The 20,278-nt window shown below is 40.2% G+C and carries 15 protein-coding genes; 3 read left to right on the top strand and 12 right to left on the bottom strand.

The window, feature by feature from the left end:
- From E6C50_RS02920 to tsaD, 12 genes are all read right to left on the bottom strand, one after another.
- A complete protein-coding gene (locus tag E6C50_RS02920) occupies nt 1-1,599 on the bottom strand; it encodes a hypothetical protein (protein ID WP_136401693.1) in 1,599 nt (532 codons plus the stop codon).
- 19 nt (nt 1,600-1,618) lie between these two features.
- Nucleotides 1,619-5,107 carry a hypothetical protein gene (locus E6C50_RS02915; protein ID WP_136401692.1) on the bottom strand — a complete coding sequence of 1,163 codons (3,489 nt, stop codon included), beginning with the start codon at nt 5,105-5,107 and terminating at the stop codon, nt 1,619-1,621.
- A gap of 63 nt (nt 5,108-5,170) precedes the next feature.
- Nucleotides 5,171-5,545, bottom strand: coding sequence for a hypothetical protein (locus tag E6C50_RS02910; protein ID WP_211089515.1), 375 nt, complete (start codon nt 5,543-5,545; stop codon nt 5,171-5,173).
- 132 nt (nt 5,546-5,677) lie between these two features.
- On the bottom strand, nt 5,678-6,007 hold the full coding sequence (locus E6C50_RS02905) for a hypothetical protein (RefSeq protein WP_136401690.1): 330 nt from the start codon (nt 6,005-6,007) through the stop codon (nt 5,678-5,680).
- A 503-nt stretch (nt 6,008-6,510) separates the two neighbouring features.
- On the bottom strand, nt 6,511-7,086 hold the full coding sequence (locus E6C50_RS02900; protein WP_230978946.1) for a hypothetical protein: 576 nt from the start codon (nt 7,084-7,086) through the stop codon (nt 6,511-6,513).
- A gap of 7 nt (nt 7,087-7,093) precedes the next feature.
- Nucleotides 7,094-8,269 (bottom strand): THUMP-like domain-containing protein, encoded by a 1,176-nt coding sequence (locus E6C50_RS02895; protein WP_136401689.1) that lies wholly within the window; start codon nt 8,267-8,269, stop codon nt 7,094-7,096.
- 2 nt (nt 8,270-8,271) lie between these two features.
- A complete protein-coding gene (locus E6C50_RS02890) occupies nt 8,272-9,360 on the bottom strand; it encodes an AI-2E family transporter (protein ID WP_136401688.1) in 1,089 nt (362 codons plus the stop codon).
- Between the two features lie 77 nt (nt 9,361-9,437).
- Nucleotides 9,438-10,394 carry a zinc metalloprotease gene (locus E6C50_RS02885; RefSeq protein ID WP_136401687.1) on the bottom strand — a complete coding sequence of 319 codons (957 nt, stop codon included), beginning with the start codon at nt 10,392-10,394 and terminating at the stop codon, nt 9,438-9,440.
- A gap of 131 nt (nt 10,395-10,525) precedes the next feature.
- Entirely contained in the window at nt 10,526-11,032 is a 507-nt protein-coding gene (locus tag E6C50_RS02880; protein ID WP_136401686.1) for a TrmH family RNA methyltransferase, read from the bottom strand.
- 2 nt (nt 11,033-11,034) lie between these two features.
- Entirely contained in the window at nt 11,035-11,676 is a 642-nt protein-coding gene (locus E6C50_RS02875) for a DUF4159 domain-containing protein (protein ID WP_136401685.1), read from the bottom strand.
- Nucleotides 11,677-11,687: 11 nt separating this feature from the next.
- Entirely contained in the window at nt 11,688-12,392 is a 705-nt protein-coding gene (locus tag E6C50_RS02870; RefSeq protein WP_136401684.1) for a 16S rRNA (uracil(1498)-N(3))-methyltransferase, read from the bottom strand.
- 1 nt (nt 12,393) lies between these two features.
- Nucleotides 12,394-13,416 carry a tRNA (adenosine(37)-N6)-threonylcarbamoyltransferase complex transferase subunit TsaD gene (tsaD, locus tag E6C50_RS02865; protein ID WP_136401683.1) on the bottom strand — a complete coding sequence of 341 codons (1,023 nt, stop codon included), beginning with the start codon at nt 13,414-13,416 and terminating at the stop codon, nt 12,394-12,396.
- Between the two features lie 97 nt (nt 13,417-13,513).
- Here tsaD and E6C50_RS02860 point away from each other — a divergent pair, with 97 nt between their 5' ends.
- The 3 genes from E6C50_RS02860 to gap all read left to right on the top strand — a co-directional run bounded on the left by E6C50_RS02860 (nt 13,514) and on the right by gap (nt 20,203).
- Nucleotides 13,514-18,049, top strand: coding sequence for a translocation/assembly module TamB domain-containing protein (locus E6C50_RS02860; protein ID WP_230978945.1), 4,536 nt, complete (start codon nt 13,514-13,516; stop codon nt 18,047-18,049).
- Nucleotides 18,050-18,193: 144 nt separating this feature from the next.
- Nucleotides 18,194-19,180, top strand: a complete 987-nt coding sequence (gene pfkA, locus E6C50_RS02855) for a 6-phosphofructokinase (protein WP_136402066.1) — start codon at nt 18,194-18,196, stop codon at nt 19,178-19,180.
- Between the two features lie 21 nt (nt 19,181-19,201).
- Entirely contained in the window at nt 19,202-20,203 is a 1,002-nt protein-coding gene (gene gap / locus E6C50_RS02850; protein ID WP_136401682.1) for a type I glyceraldehyde-3-phosphate dehydrogenase, read from the top strand.
- Nucleotides 20,204-20,278 lie beyond the last annotated feature (75 nt).

Here is a 20,278-nt window from a genome sequence, read left to right as displayed (position 1 = left end):
TTAAATGGTGTTTAGGGAGTCTTTATAACTGATAAAATAAAGAAGTCCCAGATATAACTTATCCTGCTGCTGGTTTTGGAAAAATGCTTGTAAGTCGGTAAAATAGGTATTCAAGGCATCAGAGGTGTTGTATATTCTTGCGATATAGTCGCTAATGATATAGGCAGGGGTGGTTTTAAAACCATCGGATGGCGGATCGAGACTAAATGGATTTTCTTCCATTTTGGTATTCATTGTTGCGGGCGTTACTTTAAACGAAGCAGAAACATTATTACAATCTTTTGCCTGTTGACAATCTGCTGTTGCGTTTAACGGTAGCGTAGGATATACGACTTTACTATCTTTTAAAATGTTGAGATAGGGGATATTCATATTTAATACCATATTGGCTGTTGCCTTTCCTTCCAGTACACAAGGGAGTGTACTTAGAGAATACATATAATTAAAAGCACTCACCGGAATACCGCCCATTTTAACCACCAGTATTTTATAGGTACCATCAGTACCATTTAAAAGTGCTATTTTATCGGCTAATGCCGGATTGAAATAGTCGATTATTTCAACCGAATGGGTTGCTAAATCCCCTTGAATGGCCGGTAGTTGTGTTACCATTTCATTTAAGGTGGTAAGGTCTGGCGCTGCTCCGGTTAAGAGTTCATTTAAAGAGTCGTAGGCCGTATCCGGTATGTTGGCAATGTTTACAATAATAGCACCTCGTTGCTGATTTCCGGAGCCAAAACGTTGTGCATAACGAACAGCTGTAATCAGATCGAATAATACATTTTGAGATCGGATATTCGGGCTGGCATCTGTTACTCCCGATGCTTCGCTTCCACCAATTCCGTAGACCGGTAGCAGGTTAATTGGATTTTCAGTTGATTTGGAAGCGTTTATGATGGTTTGATACGGAACATATTTGTCTTGGCTGGTTCCGGTAAAAGCATTTTGCGGTGGCGGTTGTGCCGGATTGATGAAATAACCTCTTTTTTTTTGATATGTAGCAGCTCCTAATACAGCTACCGTTTCAAGTAAGATAGGGTCTGCTATACCAAAACGTTGGATCGTATTTTGTTGTGGCCATTGATACGGTTGTAGTTTTAAAAAGAAGCTTACATTCACACCCGGATCTGTATTTGTAGGAGCATTAGCCAGATTGGTACTTTTTTTGTCATAACCTCCGGTAAATCCAAAATATTTAATCGGGTAGTCGGCAATATTCGTTTTAAAATAAGTTAAGGGAATCATGGAGGCATCTACCTTGGGATCGGTACTTAAGGTTACAGTTACCGGATTGTTGCCATCCGGCATAAATCCGGGAATCAATTTGGAAAGTTTATTGGCAGTTAGATTGTCTCCTTCACTTTCGGCATAGACGACTTCGAAGTTATGGTTAAAACCCAGTTGGATTAAACGATACATGATCATCACGGTATTGGACTGATGTCCCATTCCGGAGGTATCGGTGACATAAACCCGGATTATTTGATTGTCGGTACTCGATAGAAAATCGGCTATTAACGTGCGTTGTTCCTGTGCGCTGTCTTCAGAAATAGCAGTAACATTGTCAACTAATATTTTTATTTGGTCGGTTAAAGACATGGGGTTCTGTTTTAATTATTTAACTTTTGACATAGGCACCATACCAGCCTAAGCTTTCAGGTTTGGCATCGGAGGCCGGATTTCCGAATAGCATAAAACTAATGTTACCACCCGGTGGAAACGAAAGGCTAAAGACGTCTAAAGCGATATTGTTTATTTTCATCAGATAGGCGATACTATCGGTTCCGGTAGCCGTTTGTAGCAGGATCGAGCCGATATTGAGTTTCAGTACACCCTGTAAGCTAAAAGACGGTGCCTGCGGATTGACGCCCGGGAGTTTTACACCGGCCCAGGCTCCTTTGGCTCCCACGCACCACGCCATCATAAAGGAGGAGGTGAAACCGGCCGAACTGGCCAAAGCTCCTAATGTCCCCATATTGAGGTTAAAGACCAGGGCATACCATTCGCCGCTCACACTTTGCTGGTTTTGTAATTCCGGCATTGAGACATTGAGGTAACCCTGTTGCGTTGGCGTATCGCTGTTGTTACCCCAACTGATTCCCGAAAGTTGTAACGGAAAATGGGAATACAAACTGTCGGCACGAGGGGTACTTTGTCCGATGTCGAAGGCCATTTGTCCGATGTCGAAGGTAAATGTTTTGACCGTTGGGGTTTCCAATTGGAACGTCAGGTCAATATACATATTGGAATAGGATAGTCCTTTAAAATGATTGTTCTTACTGTCGTCGGTTCCAAAAGAAAACAGATCAAAGCCATCCAGTTTTTTATAATTGATAAAGCCCCAGAAGGAGAATTTAGAGTACACGGTACTACTGCCTTCATCGTCCTGTGGCACTACGGTTACAAAGGTGGTTTTTATGATTTCGACTTCGGTAATGATGTTGGTGTTAACCAGATTCAGAATGTTATCGGACGTATTCATAAACGTATACGACAGTACACCATTACTGTTTTCGTAGGTTCCGGTTAATATGATCAAATTATTTCGATTACTGGAATCGATTTTTTCGCCAAATAATTTATTGACAGTCAGCGCCAGATAACTGTTATAGTTGTAAATCTTACTATTGGTAAAGACTATTTTTAATTGTAGGACAACAAAATCATAATCGACTGCACCGTTAATAGGCGCTTTGGCTTTATAGACATCCGGATTCGATCCCAGTCCGTAAAAGGTTTGATCCTGATAGTCGATCAGCGCAAACATCGAACTACTCGGCTGCATGGCTACTTTTCCGTTATCGTTGTTGACAATGCTGATGTCGATTCCGAAATGATGGGCATAAAAACGATTCAGGTCGATTCCGGCTAATAAGCCTTGTAGTTCCACCGGGAAATCCTGTACGCTAATGTCTACCGCCAGGGATATGACGCCTTGCCAATCGGGATTGGTAGCGATATTGTAAAAATTATAATAATCGGAATCGTTCCGAACGGTATATTGATCCATACCGCTTTGTATGTATTGTTGCAGCCACATACTCAGATTGGGAAGGCCGCTATTGCTGGTGTCGTTAAACGTATCGGGCGAATTCCAACCTTGTATGTTTTGCACTTTGTCGAGTAGTGTGCCGGTACAGAATTTAAAAATCAATACGTTTTTGTATTTTCCGTTGGCCGGTTCTTTCGGAACGTTAAGAATAAAAGGCCATTCGGCGATTTCCATTTCATTACTGAAATTATCCAGTACATAGCTGCCATCTTCGAGCTTTTCATTGTAGGAGATCACCAGAAATAGCTGGTTGGATTGCAAAGCGGTTTGTAAGGTCGAACTCGCCGGCGTAAACTGTAGGTCAAATATTTTGGATAGTGTACCGGCCGAGGTCATAAACTGATTACTGGCCAGTTGCAATACATCCCAAACGCCGGTTTGTTGGTTTACATTGACATAAAAACCCTGCGGACTTGTAGAGTCTATTCCACTGTCTTCGGTGGCCGCACGAGCACTGTGTAATCCGTTTGGCGAAGCGGGGATATTCTGTTTTTGCATGGCCTGTGCAATGAGGTTTTTCCGCGTGGGATTTAAGATTTGTTTTTCAAATAACGAATAATCGACGGTGGCCGATGAGCTGGTTTGTACACTTCCGTATGGAACCATCGGGACGTAAATGGTTTCCTGAGCATCGGATAAGACACCGGAACCGGTAACAAGATGATCAAATAACGGAGAACTGCTATCCTGTGTCGGTGCGAATAAAGCAGAACCCTGAGGCTGCGCATGGTATACAATTGCGGTGTTATTTGCATTTGCCATTACAACCGCACTCCAGGCGGTATCATATAGATAGGACAACCATTCCTGAGTGGTGTTGCTTCCAACGACATTTTGCGTCGCCTGAATGGGAAACTGAGGCGCATAAGCACTTTGATTCGGAATAAAATACAGCCAGTCTCCGGTTCCGGTTACGGCGAGGGAGGCATCTATAAATTGCGGGGTAAAGCTAATGGTTTCCGTAGCACTAAGTCCACACATGAGTTGCATTTGTCCCTGAGTGTCTGCATAGGTTTTGTAAGCACTGTCCAATGTCAACGTAAGGGCGCCCTGTGGCACCATATACCATATGGCCGATTGGTTACCGGGGCTTTGCTCACTAAAAACGAGTAGGCCGCAATTGGCTTCCGGATAGTTTTTGGACGTGCCGATATCGGAAAAATTGGTATACGGAATCAATTGTATCGGATAGCCAAAATTGGTCTGATAATAGGAAGAAAGTGATGTAAGCCGGGAGGCTTTTGTATTGGTATTATAGGTGGTTCCTAAAAAGGCCAGATAGGAGTTTAATCCGTTTTTGTTTAATAAATCACAAGGGAAAATACTGGCTTGCATCTGGATCAGGTCATTCATATTACCGGGAACGATTTGCGAATAATTGATCACGGTAGGGGTATTATTATTGGAACTGTCTAAAAAACAATACTGTTGGGCGACGTTAAAACTCGTAAAATCGGAAGCGGCATAAAATCCGAATATAAAGCGAAAATGCCCCTGACCTTTTCCGGTGAGTGGTATTTCGATAGTGCTCATGATCTGGGACGATGAGGATTTGTTATTCGGACGGAAGGTATAATTGGTAATACTAACCGGTCCGGATATCACAAATGTATTGGTAGTAAAATCTATGTTGAGTGCTACGCTGCTATTACTAATATACAGGGTAGCATAGTTGTTCCCAAAGTTAAAATTGTAAGTACTTAAAACAGAATAAGCACCATTGGTGCCGCCTGTTAATATAAGTTGCGTGGTATTACTGGTTGTAAGAGTGGCATTCGGGTCTTTAAACCAGACTACCGAAGCCGATTGATAGGTTTGTAAAGGGCCTAAAAAGGTGTAGACATTGTTTACGAACGTGTTCGCGTCCAGTGTTGGACTACTATAAGCAAATAAAAAGTAGCCGTTATAATTGGATAATTCTTCCAGAGTCAGGGTATTGCTTTCCGGAATGGAAACACCTTTGGCCAGTAAATAGGCAAACCAGTACGAATTATCGCTGGCAACATATAAAGCGGCATTTCCGGATGAGGTATTGGTAAATTGTAAACTTGCCATATCGGTAATGAACTTAGGTTAAGTAAAAAATAGTCCGCTAGTTCCGGCAAGTTTGTTTGCGATTCAGTTTGGAATATACCAGCCTACCAGATCGCCCATAAAGGGATAACGGGTATTGTTGGCCGAAACGGAATAGCTAAAATCACCTTTTAAAGTGGCAATTAACGGAGGATAAACAAGATTAAGGGTTAGGGTTCCGTTTGCCGAACCAAGTCCGGCTTTTACGTTAAATTGGTAAACAGGATTGGTTCCGGTTAAAGAAACGATTCCAACGATTACCGTATTGAGTGTTAAGGTGCATACTACAATTTTACCGGTACTGTCGATATTGTATTGTATCGAAAGATCGCCGAAATAGCGAATGCCTCCCGTACCGGGTTTACTAATCGCGGTACTATCCTGATACGTATAGGAAGTTTCCTGAGCTGTGGTAGTCAAAGGCAAGCCTGTGAGCATGCCCAAAAGCAATACCCAAAAGACACAAGTATGAAGCCTGTTAGCAACAGGCTTTGTGATCTTAGTGGACAACATTTGCAAAACCCAGGAAACTATCCGGTATATTAGTCAGGATTATGACCAGGTTGCGATTTGTTTAGAGAAAGCAGCTTCGTTCTCACCAGATTGATCGGTTCCACGTCCACTGGCAAATACTTGTCCGGCGTCAAATCCGAATTGTGCCGTAAAAGTCATGGAATCGATTTGTAAGGTTTGTAACCCGGACTTAAATTCAACATTTTTAGCCGTTGGCTGTACCGGAGAAAGTGTAATGGTGCCTAAATTACCTGCTGCTGACGAAAAAACAGTACTCGATACCTGCATTCCACTTTGAATGGATACTGTTGTTGTCGCCTGAATACTGTTTACTAGCATTGATGTTTGGGTGTAAGGATAAGTTGCCATAATTTTTTTGTGTTTGTTGGTTGATTCTTACTCGTAAGGCTTTTCAGTAACGCCCCGTTTTTTAAGTGGTTTCTGGACTCCACGATTTGCGATGTTAAAAGAGTAAATTTGAGCGCTTATTGCTAGTGCAATGTAGAATCCTTTTAAAAAAAGAGGTAACGTAGAATTACCTGTTTTTAATTATTTTTAAACGAATTGCGATTTTTAAATTTTATTTATTTCGCAAAATGAGGTTTTTACAAGGTAGATCGAAGTGTTTTAAAACAAAAAGTCATATTTTGTGTTAAAATGTAAAACAGCTTTATCTTTTAGAAAAGTATCTGACAGCCAAAAGGCTTTGCTATAAAAAGATCTTCTTTCATATTTTAAAATACAAACCTAAGCGTATTTCCAGCTCTTACTGACGACACTAGTTACAACCGCAGCAGACGGATAAAGTGTAACTAAAAAATAGAAACGATCTGATGGTATTACAATAAAAAAACCGGCACTGCCGGTTTTTGCTATTCTACACATTTCAGGTAGTTTATAAAATAATTTTCGGGATTGTAGACCGTCTCTTTAAAAGCGTCTGATCGGAGTTCCTTATGCATGATATAATCGATGGTTTCGGAGGCAAATTTAATCCGGACCAAAGTAATCGGGTATTTTTTCAGATCTTCATAACCGTCTTTTGCAAAAAGGAAATAACTGTTGAGAATCGAAATATTATCGCGTTCGGCCGAGTTATAAGTCAGGTTGCTACAATTTTCATCCGAACTATTGATCAATGTAACAATTTTACCATTGGACAATTGTATAAAAATTCGCGAAGCAGCATTTAGACAGGTCGCTTTGATAAAATCTTTACTCTTTTTAAGAATATGAAGGTTTAAATAAGGCGTTCCGTCCGAATTAACTAATGAGAAAAACACAAAAGTGGAGGTTGTTCCAAATACGTTTTCATGAATCAGGTAGTCCGGCGTTTTTTTGATCAACGTGGAATCCGTTTTTTCATCGTAATCGTATTCACATTTAATCGTTTGCGAATAGGAGTATAGGTTTAGGAAAAAGAACAGGCTTAGAAAAAGTTTTCTCATGGTAATCTTAAATTTTGCTGCAAATTACTATAATTTTTTCATTGTCGATGTTCGTAGTAAAAAAACAATACGCATTTCCACCGTCTTTAAGCTTCCATTTTTTACGGAGTTCTTCGACCGATAACGGGAAATTACGGGTGGTGATATTTAATTGTTTGCCTTCGATATGGTTTTTGATTTCGGTTTTCTGATAGGGTATCACCATTTCAATCCGGAAACGACGTCCTGGAAAATCAAGTGGCGCATCGGAAGTATACAAATGCGAATGCGGATGTAATTTTCCGATTTTATAAATAGCACTAACCGCATCGAAAGCACCGGTTTTAAGGATCGCGCTATTGGGTTCGTACAAATAGTGTGTCGGCATGGAATAGGTTGCCGGCATTGATTGATCATAAATAGTACTAAAGACGGTTTCGCGATCTTTTGAAAGCGCAACGGCATGGATTTCAATCGGACCGGTATAGTCCTTTTCAATTTCCCATAGCAGTTCTTTTACTTCATTGTCGAGCGCAATAACATGAATTTTGCGTACAAAGCGCAGTTCGGATAAACCGGCTTTAATATCCAGTAAAGGTGCTGTTTTGATCAGTATATGGTCACTATATTGAAAATAAAACGTCAGCGAATCGGGTACGTTTGGCAAACAATCCCGTAGCATAAATACTTTGCCTTTGGCATCGTTACGACGGGAAGGATCAATATACATCCAATCCCACCGGGTATTTAACTTTTGAATGATAGCGTGGCTGTCACCTTGTTGACAATCAATGTTTTTTATATTAAGTTGTGTATAATTATGCGCAACGATTTCCGATAATTCCGGATTGATTTCACAATGGGTAACCTGTTTAAAGTGTTGCGCAAAATAATAGTCATCGATACCAAAACCACCGGTCAGATCGATCAGTGTATTGCCTTGAATCAGGGTTGCTTTATAAGCGGCAGTTTGCTCCGATGACGTTTGCTCGATCGATATTTTTTGCGGATAAATGATATTTTTAGCACTAAACCAGGTCGGTAGTTTATCTTTTGCCTTGCTTTTGGCTTGTAACTGATTTAAAAGATCCGGCCAGCTGATTTCCGGAAACGGGTTCCGGCGCAATGCCAGTTTTTTAAGATCCGCAAGGTAATTCTGGTTGATAAAATCCTGTACGTCCGGTTGTAACAACGCTGCTATCAATACTAAATGTTTTTAGTGAAAATTTTAATAATCTGGTTATCCGGAAAAAATTCTTTCCCGATTACTTTTAAAACGGTATAAATAGGAACTGCTACAATCATTCCGAATACCCCAAAAAGTAGCCCAAAAATAAGAATTACCAGGAAAATTTCGAGTGGATGCGACTTAATACTGTTTGAAAAAATTATCGGCTGACTAATATTGTTGTCGATTAACTGTACGACCATAAATCCGATCATGACATAGATCGCGGTTGGCAGCATTTCGGTTTTAAAATCGGTTCCGAGATTGCTAAGCAATGTTAATGTAAGCGCAAGCACGGTTCCAATTAGCGGACCGATATACGGAATGATGTTTAATACGGCACATAAAAACGCGATCACAAAGGCGTTTTCGATACCAAAAATCAATAAAACAATCAGATATAAAACGAATACAATAAACAATTGCAATAACAAACCAATAAAATAGCGGGAAAGTAATTCGTTGATTTTTTCTACCGACGACAGGATTTTGTCTTCATGTTGATCCGGTAGTATTTTTTTTGAAATCGAAATAAAAAGATCCTGGTCTTTTAAAAAGAAAAAGGTGATAAAAAATACCGACGCAATGCCAACACCAAAACTACTTAGCGTCCCAATCAGGGAATTTAAAAAATTCGGAATAAGGTCAAAGTTGATTTTTGAAGTCCAATTTGAATTTTCCATCAGTTTTCCGGCATCTATGTTATGATCATTCAGATAAGAGCTGATCTGAAAAATAAGATTATTAAAATCCTGTTCCATCGAAGCGGTGTTCAAAAGAGACAGATTTTGCCCTTGTGACAGTAATAAAGGAACAAACATCATGATCAAACTCACAGCGATCAGAATAAAAATGATCATCGTGGTTACCACGGCCAACGTATGACGGAATTTTAAACGCTTTTTTAAGATATTCATAATCGGCGTTCCGATCAGGCTGATTACCAGTGCTACCAACAGATATATAAACACGGATTGTACCTGATAGATAAAAAATAACAATAAGGTTATCAGGGCCAGTTTTACCGCGGCACCTACAATTCCATTGGAGATTTCTTTTGCGTCCATAGCGTTCTTTATTAGGAAAACTAAGATAAAAAAAAACTCGCTATTACAGCGAGTTTTAAACTTTTTAAATCGGAAGTTTACGGTTGTGCAAACGAGTTACGCGGTCCGCCACTGGCAAAAGTAGCCAGCATTCTCGATTTCTGACCGTTACTAAACATATACATTGCTGCATCGTCTACATAATCCATATAGTTCATGGTCATTTCAACCGGAGTTCCCGAACAGGTGCTGTAGTGTGGATAAGCCGGAACACCGTAGTTTGGTGCGTTATGCGTTGGTGTATCGGCTACTAAATCGTTTCCGCAGGTTGCATCGCCCCAGATATGTCTCAGGTTCATCCAGTGACCTACTTCGTGAGTAGCCGTTCTACCTTTGTTAAACGGAGCGGTTGCGGTTCCGGTTGTTCCTAAATATTTAGAGTCGATTACTACACCATCAGTTGCAGATGATCCGCCCGGGAATTGGGCATATCCCAGGATTCCACCACCAATAGTACATACCCAAAGGTTCAGTTTGGTTGTTGGAGATGTAGGATTAAGTCCTCCCTGTGCCGTTTTTTTCATCGCATCGTTAGTTCCCCATGAGGTTTTGGTAGTCGATTTACGATTCACCACATCCAATACAAACGAAATACCAACGTTGGCTTTTACGCCGGAAAATAATGCTGGTACGGATCCGAAATCGCTGTTTGTGGCATTAAAATCTTTATTTAATACGTCAATTTGGGATTGGATTTGTGCCAGTGAAATGTTTTCAGCGGTAGTACGGTACAATACGTTTACCACTACCGGGATTTCAATCTTTCCGTTTACAAGTCGGTTTTGTAGTACGGCGTTTTGTGTAAACTCTTCAATTTCATTCATTCTAATTGCCAGGCCTGGGTCGTTGCGTAATTGCTCTTCCAAAACCTGGTGCGAAGCACATCCTCTTTCGGTTAGTTTTGCTCCGGATGTAGTGTTGTTTACACTCGCTTCCTCTTTGTCACACGAGACTAAGAATAACAGCATGGCTGCTGATAATAATAGTTTTTTCATAATAAAATTGTTAAATAGTTATGAGATTTGGTTAAATATTAACACAATAATATAACAAAAAAATATATTATAAAAAGATTATCTTAAAAAAGTGAGTAAAAAATATAAAAATCTATAAAAATGTGATTTATCTATAGTTTGTTGGTTATTTCGAAAAGTGCGATTCCGGTGGCCTGAGCGACATTGATACTGCTGTTTTTTCCAAATAGTTCAATATGAATGGTTTGGTCGGAATTGGAAAGAAAGGTTTCACTAACGCCGGAAATTTCGTTACCAATAACTAAAGCAATTGGGGTATCGGTTTTCAGACTAAGGGAGCGTAGTGGTATGCTTTTATCGGTAATTTCAAGAACAATGATCTGGTAATTGTTGTCTTTTAAATAGGTTACCGCATCGGAAGCTTTTTCGATTATTGCATACGGCACCATATGGTGTGTACTACGAGAGGTTTTGTTGATTTTTCGTGATGAAAATACCAGTAGTTCGCCGGTTAGGATAATTTTCGCTACGCCAAATGCTTCACTGATCCTAAAAATGGAACCAATATTAGACTGAAAGTAAATGGCATCGCAAACTACGGTTACGGGGAATGTTTTTTGCTGAAACGAGGTGTTTTCGTGGGTGAGTTGTTCCTGCATGCTTAGTTTTTGAAAGCGTAATTGATAATATTCGCACCCATTTTTAAGGCTTTTTGGCGTACTTCGAACGGATCGTTATGGACTTCCTGATCTTCCCATCCGTCACCAAGGTCGGTTTCATAAGTGTATAAACATACCAAACGGTTGTCGATAAAAATACCGAAAGCCTGCGGACGTTTATTGTCGTGTTCGTGTATTTTAGGTAAACCGTTCGGAAATGGGAAAGGTTGCTGATAGATAGTATGGTTGTTAGGGATTTCCGTTAAAGGATTATTGGGAAAAACCCGTTTTAGTTCTTTCCGAATATATTGATCCATACCATAATTATCGTCAATATGTAAAAAGCCACCGGAAGTCAGGTAGTTGCGAAGATTGGTAATATCATTATCGCTAAAAACAACATTTCCGTGACCGGTCATATGAATAAAAGCATATGAAAAAAGATCCGGGCTTCCCACTTCGACCACAGCCGTTTTTGTGTTTATTTTGGTCTGGATGTTCTGGTTGCAAAACTTAGCCAGATTGGGTAGGGAAGTAGGATTCCCGTACCAGTCGCCGCCGCCGCTGTATTTTAAAACGGCGATTTCCTGCGAAAAAGCCAATGTTGTAAATCCGATACTTAAAAGTAAGAATAATTTTTTCATCCCAATCGCTGTTATTCGTTAGCGTATACAATACTATGGCAGGCTACAATAGCTGCTGTTTCGGTGCGTAGTCGCGTATTACCCAATGAAACGGGCATATAGTTCAGTTCCAGTGCGCTTTGTATTTCTTTTTCCGAAAAATCGCCTTCCGGACCAATTAGAACGGTGTATTTTTCGTTGAGCCTGATAGTGTTTTTAAGTAATGTTTTGCTGGTTTCTTCACAATGGGCAATACATAAATTCCCTTCATGTTTTTGTGCTAAAAACTGCTTAAAAGGTAGTGGTTCGTTTAGTTTTGGTAAATGAAACTGTAACGATTGCTTCATAGCCGACTGTATGATTTTGTCAAAGCGTTCGGTTTTGATCGTTTTTCGTTCTGAATGATCGCAAATAATCGGAGTGATTTCGTTTACGCCAATTTCCGTCGCTTTTTCCAAAAACCATTCGTAACGATCATTCATCTTGGTTGGTGCGACAGCCATATGGATATAAAACCGGTTCGGTTCAAAAAAGTCGGAATGCGTAATTTTTACGGTACATTTTTTATCGGAAGCGAGTATGATTTCAGTTGTAAATAAATACCCTAAACCATTGGTTACTTTTAAAATAGCACCTTCCTGTTTGCGCAAAACTTTAACAATGTGTTTACTCTCTTCCTTGTCGAAAGAAAACTCTTTTTGTTGCGCGTTTATTTCGGGAGTATAGAATAACTGCATATTAAAATTCGATCCGTGCTTTCGATACTACTGAAGCATCGTTAAACTGGTTTTCCAAAAATTTATGATAGCCCACAATTCCAATCATCGCGGCATTATCGGTTGTATATTCGAATTTAGGAATAAACGTTTTCCATCCGTATTTTTGTTCGGCTTCTTTCAAAGTATTTCGGATTCCCGAATTGGCCGATACACCGCCACCAATGGCTACCTGTTTGATTCCGGTTTCCTTAACAGCCATTTTAAGCTTGTCCATCAAAATTTGAATAATCGTATACTGAATCGAGGCACAGATGTCTTCGATGTTTTTTTCGATAAAATCAGGATCTTGCGCGACGTTTTTTTGTATAAAATACAAGATCTGCGTTTTTAATCCACTAAAACTAAAATCCAATCCATCCACTTTGGGTTTGGTAAACGGATAGGCTTTCGGATTCCCGGTTTGTGCATATTTGTCTACCAGGGGGCCGCCGGGATAGGGTAATCCCAGGATTTTGGCACTTTTATCAAAGGCTTCACCTACAGCATCGTCGGTCGTTTCACCAATAATGGTCATGTCAAAAAAGCTGTCTACGCGGACAATCTGCGTATGACCGCCCGAAATGGTCATGGCCAGAAACGGAAATTCCGGTTTATCGTAGTTTTCTTCGTCTATAAAATGCGCCAGAATATGGGCGTGCATATGGTTCACGGCAATCAGCGGAACATTTAATGCCATGGCCAGCGATTTCGCAAAGGAACTGCCTACCAATAACGATCCCATAAGTCCGGGACCTTGGGTAAAGGCTACGGCCGAAATCTGTGCTTTTTCAACGCGGGCTTTCTTTAGCGCCACGTCGATTACAGGGACAATATTTTGTTGGTGCGCACGCGAAGCCAACTCCGGAACCACACCGCCATATTCTTCGTGAACCGACTGTCGGGCAACGACATTCGACAGGACTTTATTGTCCATTAAAACAGCCGCCGCGGTATCGTCGCACGAACTCTCGATAGCTAGTATATATACTGGTGATTTTGTCATAAAAAAGGCACGAAATTTGAATGTATTTTCCATCGACTGTATTATCTTTGAAATGTAAATTCGGGCAATAAAAAAATAATAGTTTTATTCCTACGAATTGCTTAAATTTACGAGTCGATCCGACAAATTTAAAACAAATAGGACTATCAAAAAATTAAAAAAAATACTATTTCGTGTAATTGTAGGCTTAATCCTGTTTTTACTACTGTTGGGTATTGCCCTGTCACTACCTTTTGTACAAACCGAAATAGCAAAATATGCGACCAAAGAACTAAATAAGGAATTTGGAACCGATATGCATATCGATAAAATTGCCATCACTGTTTTTGGAGGCGTAAAAATCAAAGGAATTTATGCGGCCGACAAGCACAAGGATACGCTATTTTATATCAACCGACTACAGACGAATATTCTCGACTTTAAAAAACTTTCCAATGGTAAACTGATTTTCGGAAAAACCAGTATTGACGGTTTGAATCTGAAAATGAAAAAATACAAAGGCGAGGATAAAACCAACCTTGACGAATTTATTGCAGCTTTCGACGATGGTAAACCCGGAACCGGAAAGTTCCTGATGAAAGTGGCACAGATGAATGTAACGTCCAGTCGCTTCCGTCTGATCGATGAAAATCTGGAACATCCGAAAGTACTCGATTTTACAAAGCTTAACGGTCAGTTGGATTTCTTTAAAATCAAAGGTCCGGTGGTTACTGCCGATATCAAACAACTGTCATTGTTGGATCACAGAGGTTTGCTGGTGGAAAATATGGTGACGAATTTTACCTATTCCAAAGAAAATATCCGTCTGGAAAAACTAAATCTGAAAACCAAGGAATCAACTTTGGTAGGTGATGTGATCCTGAAATACAAACCGAAAGACTTCTCGGATTTTAATAACAGAGTTGTGTTTGATGTCAATATGGAAAAAGCTTCCGTTTCGTCGAACGAACTGAATTATTTCTATAATGAATTCGGGAAAAACCTACGTTTCTATCTTTCAACACATCTTACGGGAACACTAAATAATTTTACCACACACGACCTTCGATTGTTGGATACGAACGATTCCGAAATTATTGGCACGGTCAACTTTAAGAACCTTTTTAATAAAAAAGGGGAGTTTTATATGAAAGGGAATTTCGATCGGGTGACGTCCAATTATACCAATTTAAAAGGAATTCTGCCGCGCGTATTGGGGAAAAGTCTGCCGGAAACACTCCACAAATTGGGGCGCGTGGATTTGGTTGGGGGTATTGAATTGACCAAAACAAAGATTGATGCCGATATTTATCTGATGTCCGGATTGGGCGAACTAAACACACAGTTGGCCATGACCAACATCAATAATATCAATAATGCAACCTATAAAGGCGTTATTTCCCTGAATAATTTCGATATCGGAACGCTTGCCGGTGAAAAAGATCTGGGAAGAGCGACATTGGATCTGGATGTAAACGGAAAAGGATTTAATAAAAAATATCTTGATACCAAACTTAAAGGAAAGGTTCAGAGTCTGACATATAACAAATACACCTACAGGAATATTACGATCGACGGTGAAATGAAAATGCCTTACTTTAAAGGCTATTTGAACAGTAATGATCCGAATCTGAAAATGGATTTCAATGGATTGGTGGATATGAGTTCGCGTATGAAAAATTATGATTTTCAGGCGCAAATCGATTATGCTGATCTGCATATGTTGAATTTTATGAAAAAAGATACCCTTTCTATTTTTAAAGGGGAATTAAAATTCAACGCCAAAGGAAATACACTCGACGATCTGGCCGGGAAATTAAATGTGATCAATGCATCCTATCAGAACAGTACCGATAGCTATTTCTTTCAGGACTTCGTGGTGGAGTCAGTTTTTGACGAACAAAAGGTACGAACGATAACCATCAATTCGCCTGATATTATTCAGGGGAAAGTGGTGGGTAAATATGAAATCAAACAGGTGCGTAAGATTATCGAAAATGCGCTGGGAAGTTTGTATGCCAACTATTCGCCGAATAAACTCAAACCCGGACAGTTTCTGGACTTTGACTTTACAATCTATAACAAAATTGTAGAAATCTTCCTGCCAAAGGTAATCGTTAGTGAAAACACCATTCTAAAAGGAAAAATCGATGCCGATAAAGGCGATTTCCAGCTGGACTTTTCATCGCCGAGTGTGGTGGCCTATAACAATACGTTTGAAAATATCCGTATCGATGTGGATAATAAAAACCCCTTGTATAATGCTTATGTCGAATTGGACAGTATTAAGACAAAAGGCTATAAAATCTCGGATTTTAGCCTGATTAATGTGACGATGAACGATACGCTTTTTGTGCGTTCGGAGTTTAAAGGCGGACCGAAAAATCAGGATTTCTTTAACCTGAACCTGTATCATACGATCAATGAAAAGAACCAGTCGGTTGTGGGGCTTAAAAAATCGGAAATCAATTTCAGGGATTATCTGTGGTTCCTGAATGAAAAAGATACCAAAGACAATAAGGTTGTTTTCAATAAAAAATTAACGGATTTCTCGATCGAAAAAGTCATCTTGTCGCATAATGACCAGAAAGTGGAACTGGAAGGTGTTTTAAAAGATTCGACCTACAAACAGTTGCGCCTGTCGTTTAACGATGTCGATCTGGAAAAAGTCACACCGGCTCTGGAGAATATGTCGTTTGGTGGAAAATTAAACGGTGAAGTCAATCTCGAACAAAACAAAGCCATTTATTTGCCAACAGCGGCTTTAACTGTCGATTCCCTTCGCGTAAATAAAGTCATGATGGGGGATCTGAATCTGGAAGTAACCGGAGAAGATTCATTCCGAAAGTTTAATGTCAATTCCTCAATTATTAATGATCACGTGGAGAATTTCTTCCTGAACGGTAATATCGAGATCATCAATAAAGAAAGCATACTAGCGTTGAATGCCGGCTTTACCCGATTTAACATTAGTCCGATCGGGCCGCTTCTGGGAAGTATTTTTTCCGATATGCGCGGTTTTGCCTCGGGTAGGGCGTCGATTGCCGGAAGTGTCAAAAATCCGGAAGTAGATGGTAGCCTTTACCTCAATGAAGCCGGGATGAAAGTCCCGTATCTCGGTGTGGATTATAATTTCGAGGAAAATGCCCTGATCAACCTGACAGAGGACCAGTTTATTTTTAGGAATATCGAACTCACCGATACCAAGGAAAAAACCAAAGGAACACTTAACGGCACGATCCGACATAAAAAACTCGAAGACTGGCAATTGGACTTAAAGTTACGATCAGATAACCTACTCGGACTTGATACGCAGGATCACGAAGATGCGATTTATTATGGTAGGGCTTTTATCAAAGGTGAAGCTTCGATTACCGGTCCGGTAAACAACCTCTATATCGAAATGGATGCGGAGTCGAATAAAGGAACCAATATCAAGATCCCATTAAACGATGCACAAGGTATCGGAAATAACTCGTTTATCCACTTCCTGAGTAAAAAGGAAAAAGAGGCCAAGCAAAAAGGATTGGAAGAAGTGGTGCTGAACAAGTTTAAAGGAATTGAACTTAAATTCGAATTCCGGATCACCCGTGATGCCGATATCGAAATCATTCTCGACAAAAATACCGGTCACGGAATGAAAGGAAGAGGAGAAGGATTTATCACGATGGAAATCAATACCATGGGTAAATTTAATATGTGGGGCGATTTCCAGACCTATAAAGGAGAATACAACTTTAAATACCTGGGCTTAATCGATAAGAAATTTGAAGTAAAAGAATACGGAACCATTCGTTGGGATGGAAATCCGATGAATGCGGCTTTAAACCTTCAGGCGGTATATAAAACCGAGGCCAATCCGGCGGTTATTTTGGACAATGCGTCCTTTAGCCGTAAGGTGCCTACGGAAGTTTATATTATGTTAAACGGTAACCTGAGTAACCCGGAACCGGATTTCCGAATTGAATTTCCGAGTGTGAGTTCGGTATTGAAGTCGGAAATCGATTATAAACTTAGCGACCGGGATATTCGCCAGACACAGGCATTGGCTTTGTTGGGAACCGGTGGTTTTCTTTCGGCCGAAAGTGCTTCGAGCTCGGTTTACGGTAGTTTATTCGAAAGAGCCAGTTCTATTTTTGATGATATTTTTGCGGGTAGTGACGATAAAGTGAAAGTCGGTTTTAACTTTGTTCAGGGCGACAGGACGCCATTTGCCCAAACGCAGGGTAAAGTTGGCGTGACGGTGTCATCTCAGATCGACGATCGTATTACAATTAATGGTAAATTTGGGGTACCGGTTGGCGGTAATCAGGAATCGGTTATTGTAGGTGATGTCGAACTCCAGTTACGACTCAATAAAGACGGATCCTTAAAAGCCAGAGCCTTTAATCGTGAAAATGATATTAATTATATCGGAGAAGGTATCGGTTATACACAGGGAATCGGACTTTCGTATGAGGTCGATTTCGATACGATGCGGGAATTATGGCGTAAAATCTTTACCAAAGTTAAAGAAAAAGACACCACCAATCCGACCGACCGTTTACCGGATTCGGATCTCGCACCGGACTTTATTAAGTTTATCGAAGATCGTAAGAACAAAAACGCGGATGAACCGAAAAAAGAACAGCAACGCGTGCCGGAAGTCGATTAAAATAACGGCCAACAACTAAACAACAACACTTCTTATTTTACAACATTTTTGCTGCGTTACGAATGTTAGGTTTTTGCTAAATATACCTATATTCTGTAAGGTATCTCGTGTTTATTTATTAAATTTACAATAAACGAATATATGATGTCAGAAACAATAAAGAAGATCGGTGTGCTTACATCCGGTGGGGATTCGCCGGGTATGAATGCAGCCATCCGTTCCGTAGTGCGTACCTGTGCCTACCATAATATTGAATGTGCCGGAATTTACCGCGGTTTTCAGGGAATGATTGAAGGTGACTTTAAAGAAATGGGACCACGATCGGTTAACAATATTGTAAATAAAGGCGGAACGATTTTAAAATCAGCACGATCAAAAGAATTTATGACACCCGAAGGGCGTAAAAAAGCCCACGATAACCTTAAAAATGCCGGAATTGATGCTTTAGTGATTATTGGTGGTGACGGAAGTTTTACCGGCGGACTTGTATTTAATAAAGAGTACAACTTCCCGATTATGGGAATTCCCGGTACTATCGATAACGATATCTTCGGAACCAGTCATACCCTCGGATTTGATACCGCTTTAAATACCGTGGTGGAAGCGATCGATAAAATACGCGATACCGCCAGTTCGCATAACCGTCTGTTTTTTGTGGAAGTAATGGGGCGCGATGCCGGTCATATTGCTTTGAATGCCGGAATCGGTGCCGGAGCAGAGGATATTCTTATTCCGGAAGAAAACCTGGGATTGGAACGATTACTGGAATCGCTGCGAAAAAGCAAGACGTCCGGAAAATCGTCCAGTATTGTAGTAGTCGCCGAAGGCGATAAAATCGGAAAAAACGTTTTTGAATTAGGGGATTATGTAGAAGAAAATATGCCGGAATACGATGTTCGCGTATCGGTTTTAGGGCATATGCAACGCGGTGGATCACCGTCCTGTTTTGACAGGGTATTGGCCAGTCGACTTGGTGTAAAAGCTGTAGAATCCCTGTTGGAAGGGAAATCCAACTTTATGGTTGGGTTGCTCAACGATAAAGTAGAACTGACGCCATTGGAACAAGCAGTGAAGGGACATTCGGAAATCGACAGGGAACTGTTACGTGTTTCTGAAATTGTTTCGATTTAATAATTTTTAAGAAAGAATGTGATGAAAGTAAAATTAGGAATTAACGGATTCGGAAGAATCGGACGAATTGTTTTTAGAGAAACCATTAAAAGAGATAATGTTGAAGTTGTAGCAATTAACGATTTACTGGCTGTGGATCATTTGGCTTACCTTTTAAAATACGATTCGGTTCACGGTCGTTTCGACGGGAAAGTAGAAGTAAAAGACGGCCAGTTATATGTAAACGATAAATTTATCCGTGTAACGGCCGAAAAAGACCCGTCGTTATTAAAATGGGATGAAGCTGGAGCAGCCGTTATTGCCGACTGTACCGGTATTTTTACAACACTGGAAAAAGCGGAAACACATATTAAAGGAGGTGCTAAAAAAGTAGTGATTTCAGCACCATCGGCCGATGCACCAATGTTTATCATGGGTGTCAATCACGATAAAATGACCGCTGCGGATACGATTATTTCGAATGCGTCTTGTACAACAAACTGTCTGGCGCCATTAGCAAAAGTTTTAAATGATAATTTTGGAATCGTAGAAGGATTAATGACAACGATTCACGCGACTACGGCAACGCAGTTAACGGTTGATGGTCCGTCTAAAAAAGATTTCCGCGGGGGACGTTCGGCTTTGGTAAACATCATCCCGGCATCGACCGGAGCAGCCAAAGCGGTAACAAAAGTTATCCCGGAATTAAAAGGGAAACTAACCGGAATGGCGATGCGTGTACCGGTAGCGGATGTTTCGGTGGTTGATTTGACTGTAAAACTTCAAAAAGAAACGTCGTATGCCGAAATTATGGACGTATTAAAAAAATCGTCTGAAAATGAAATGAAAGGCATTATCGGATTTACCGAAGACGATGTGGTTTCTCAGGATTTTGTGTCCGATACGCGCACCAGTATAGTAGATGCTAAAGCCGGAATCGAATTGAATTCAACGTTCTATAAAATCGTTTCCTGGTATGATAACGAATACGGTTATTCTTCTAAATTAATTGATCTTGCGGTGTATGCCGGACAATTGAAATAAGAATAATAGTCCTACAATAAAAAAGCCTTTTCACTGTGCAGTGAAAAGGCTTTTTTATTTGACTATAGTACACCT

This window comes from Flavobacterium supellecticarium (genome assembly GCF_004801375.1).
Classification (GTDB): Bacteria; Bacteroidota; Bacteroidia; order Flavobacteriales; family Flavobacteriaceae; genus Flavobacterium; species Flavobacterium supellecticarium.
The sequence above is the reverse complement of the archived record's forward strand: the minus strand, read 5'-3'. Positions and strand labels throughout refer to the sequence as shown.